This window comes from Dietzia sp. SYD-A1 (assembly GCF_015356725.1).
GTDB lineage: Bacteria > Actinomycetota > Actinomycetes > Mycobacteriales > Mycobacteriaceae > Dietzia.
Genome location: NZ_JADDKI010000384.1, coordinates 1 through 3,560, shown reverse-complemented (window position 1 = coordinate 3,560; position 3,560 = coordinate 1). Strand labels below are relative to the sequence as shown.

The 3,560-nt window shown below is 71.3% G+C and carries 4 protein-coding genes; 2 read left to right on the top strand and 2 right to left on the bottom strand.

Going from position 1 to position 3,560, the window contains the following annotated elements:
* Positions 1-397 (top strand): NAD(P)-dependent oxidoreductase (locus IY392_RS14185; protein ID WP_304511154.1); only part of this gene is annotated, 397 nt, incomplete at its 5' end.
* 59 nt (positions 398-456) lie between these two features.
* On the opposite strand, the gene IY392_RS14180 is transcribed toward IY392_RS14185, so the two are convergent.
* Positions 457-858 (bottom strand): SPW repeat protein, encoded by a 402-nt coding sequence (locus IY392_RS14180; RefSeq protein WP_194861558.1) that lies wholly within the window; start codon positions 856-858, stop codon positions 457-459.
* A 223-nt stretch (positions 859-1,081) separates the two neighbouring features.
* Positions 1,082-2,116 (bottom strand): aspartate-semialdehyde dehydrogenase, encoded by a 1,035-nt coding sequence (locus tag IY392_RS14175; RefSeq protein ID WP_194861557.1) that lies wholly within the window; start codon positions 2,114-2,116, stop codon positions 1,082-1,084.
* 473 nt (positions 2,117-2,589) lie between these two features.
* Between IY392_RS14175 and IY392_RS19630 the strand changes: the two genes are divergently transcribed.
* The gene (locus IY392_RS19630; RefSeq protein WP_194861556.1) at positions 2,590-3,441 is read left to right on the top strand and encodes a DUF559 domain-containing protein; all 852 of its coding nucleotides are present in this window, start codon (positions 2,590-2,592) and stop codon (positions 3,439-3,441) included.
* The last annotated feature ends 119 nt before the right edge of the window (positions 3,442-3,560 follow it).

Genomic DNA, 3,560 nt, shown 5'->3' with positions numbered 1-3,560 from the left:
CACCGACGAGGTGCTCGCGCAGGCCGACCACGTGGTGCTGGCCGCGCCCGACACCCCGGAGACCCGTCACCTCATCAACGACCGCACATTGGCGCTGCTGCGCCCGCACTCCTGGATCGTCAACGTGGCCCGCGGGCCCCTCATCGACCAGGCCGCCCTCTACCGCGCGCTCACCGGCGGCCTGATCGGCGGCGCCGCGCTCGACGTGACCGATCCGGAACCGCCCGCGCCCGACGACCCGCTGTTCGGCCTGGACAACGTGGTGATCACCCCGCACGTCGCCAACCCGGCCGGGCGGCTCACCGAGGAGATGGCCGGGCCGCTCGCGGAGAACCTGCGGAGGTTCGTCGACGGCGAGGACCTGCTGTCCGTGGTCGAGTACGGCCGCGGGTACTGACGGCCCGCCGCCCGACGCGTGAGGCCGGGCAGCGGGCCGTCCAGTGCGGTCGCTCGGGGTCAGAGCCCGCTGGTCGAGTGCGGCTCGCGGGCCCTGGCGGGCACGACGTCGTCATCCGTTCGGGTGAGCAGTGCGTACCCGATCACGCCGATACCCACGACGAGGTGCGGCAGCCAGACGATGAGGTCCTCATCGGCGAACCCGAAGATCCACGGCGACGCCGCGAGGACCAGACCCACCAACACGTCCATCCAGACATGGATGCGCATGGGAACCAACTTCATGGGGCTGACGGGGCTCGTCGTGGTCAGCTCGCTCAACAAGATCACCACGCCGACGATGATCGCCGTCCACTTGGCCGCCTCGACGTCCGCGAACCCGAAGATCCACGGCGCGATCACCAGGACCGCGCCGACGATCAGGCCGATGATGGTGTGGACTCTGCTGGGAAGGACGTGCATGAGCAGTCACCTGTTCCTTCTGGGAGCACGCGGCTCCCGGTCGGTTTCTCGGACCGGGCCAAGGTAGTGGCCTGTGGTCCCGCGGTCCACCGCTCGCCTATGCGCACACGGAAGGCCGCCGCCCGGTCTGCGTGACCGGGCGGCGGCCTGCCGTTGGTGAGGCCGGGGGCGTCGTCGTCCCCGACGGCCGCGCCCGCGGCCGGCTAACCCTCGTGCCGCGGCGTCACTTCACCAGCAACTCGGCGATCTGGATGGTGTTGAGCGCCGCGCCCTTGCGCAGGTTGTCGCCCGAGACCATGAGGTTGAGCCCGCGGTTGCCCTCGATCGAGAAGTCCTGGCGGATGCGGCCCACCAGCGACTCGTCGATGCCCGCGGCGTCCAGCGGAGTCGGCACGTCCACAACCTTGACGCCGGCCGCCTCCGACAGCAGCTCGCGCGCCTGCTCCGGGGTGATGTCCCGCTCGAACTCGGCGTTGATGCTCAGCGTGTGACCGGTGAACACCGGCACGCGCACGCAGGTGCCGGCCACGCGAAGCTCCGGCAGCCCGAGGATCTTGCGCGACTCGTTGCGCAGCTTCTGCTCCTCGTCGGTCTCCTCGGACCCGTCGTCGACCAGCGCGCCCGCCATCGGCAGGACGTTGAACGCGATCGGCGCCACGTACGGCCCCGTGTCGTCCACGCTCAGCGCCCGCCCGTCGTGCACGAGCTCGTGTCCCGCGCCGATGTTGCCGGTCACCTGGTCGTTGAGCGCGTCGACGCCGGCGAGACCCGACCCGGACACGGCCTGGTAGGTGGAGACGACGAGCCGCTGCAGCCCGGCGGCGTCGTGGAGCACCTTGAGCACCGGCATCGCGGCCATGGTGGTGCAGTTGGGGTTGGCGATGATGCCCTTGGGCGGGCTCTGCGCGGCCTCGGGATTGACCTCGGAGACGATCAGCGGGACGTCGGGGTCCTTGCGCCACGCGCTGGAATTATCGACGACGACGGCGCCGGCCGCCGCGAACCTGGGCGCCTGCTCCTTGGACATCGTGCCGCCGGCAGAGAAGAGGGCGATGTCGATGCCCGCGAGCTCCTCGTCGGTGGTCGCGGCGGTGTCCTCGACCACGATGTCCTCGCCACGGAACGGCAGCGTGGTGCCCGCCGACCGTGCGGAGGCGAAGAACCGCACCTCGTCGGCCGGGAACTCCCGCTCCTCCAGCAGGGCGCGCATCACGCGCCCCACCTGGCCCGTGGCTCCGACTACGGCGACAGTGGTCATCGAAAAGGTCAACTCCTGGTGTTCTCGTGGGCCTGCGAAGGCTCTGCGGTCGGCCACCCGCGGGTGGGAGCTCCACCCTGCGCTCGGGTCGGCCGATGATCGCCGAGTCTACCGGCCCCGCACAGGCCCTCCAGCGACTCTCGTCACACCGCCCCCGTGCCCGTGCCGCCCGCGCTCCGTTCCGCCGCCCACGGATGCGAGCCGTCACTCCGGTACGTCTTGCCGAGAGTTCACCTGGGCGGATGCTGACGGGAGTGACGGCTGAAGGCAGGGCCTGCACGGTCGACCGCGGCGGACCCCTGCGGGACGGCGCCTCACTCCCGATCGGGCGGCGTCGGCGCCTCACTCCCGATCGGGCGGCGTCGGCGATCTGCATGCCCGCATTTCCACACCCCCTCGGGGCATCCACAGGTAGGCCCCCGGAGACCGAGGAGTCTGGTCCGGCCGGCTCGTCGTGGTCAAAGCTCGTCCCCGTGACCACCACTCCCGAGCCCCTCGGCTTCCAGGATCTCGTCCGGTTGCGCGGTCGACGCCGGGCGACAGCCGGACGACGGGCACCACACCGTGGCGTCTGGGTCCCGCACGGCTCGAGGGACACCGTCGCACTACGCCTCGAAGCGCTGACGGTCGTCCGCCCCGATGCCGTGGCGACCGGATGGACGGCGGCGTTGTTCCACGGCCACCCGTGGCCACCGCGGGATCCTCCCCTCGAGGTGGCAACCGGCGATCGACGCATCCGACGTCCGGGCGTGCTGTCGCGGCAGTTCACGATCCCGGATGGACAGCACGAGGAGTTCATCGGGCCGCACGGCCATCCGATCCGGGTGGCGACCTTCGACCGCGCCCTGTTCGACCTCGCGCGCTACCTGCCGCGAGACGACGCGGTCGCCGCGCTGGACGGGGCCGGTCGCCTGGGAGTGGACGCGCGGGCTGCGGTGCCCACCCAGGCCGAGCTCAACCGGGACGTATCCCGCCGGGGTACCGCACTCCGGCACGCTGCGCTGTGCGCGCCCCTCGCCGAGTCGCCGATGGAGACCCGGCTGCGAATGTTCGCGAGGGACATCGGGCTCGACCGGCTGGTGGTGCAGTACCGGGTGCCGGGGACGCCCTATCGCCTGGATCTCGCCGACCCCGAACGCCGGATTGCTCTCGAATACGACGGCGAGCACCACGGATACTCCGACCAGCACACCCGGGATGTCGAGAGACGGAACCGGCTGACAGCGCGGGGATGGATGGTCATCGTGGTGACCAAGCGACAGCTCTGGCGAACACCCGACGAACTCGCGGCCCAGCTTCTGCGGGCGTTCGCAGAGCGGAGCTGAGTTGCGGCTCCCCGGGGAGTGAGGGTCGCCGGTGGGATGCGCCCCTGGCGCGAGCCGAGCGGGGCCCTCCCTGGAGCGAGCCGAGCGGGGCCCTCCCTCGCGCGAGCCGTCACTCCGGT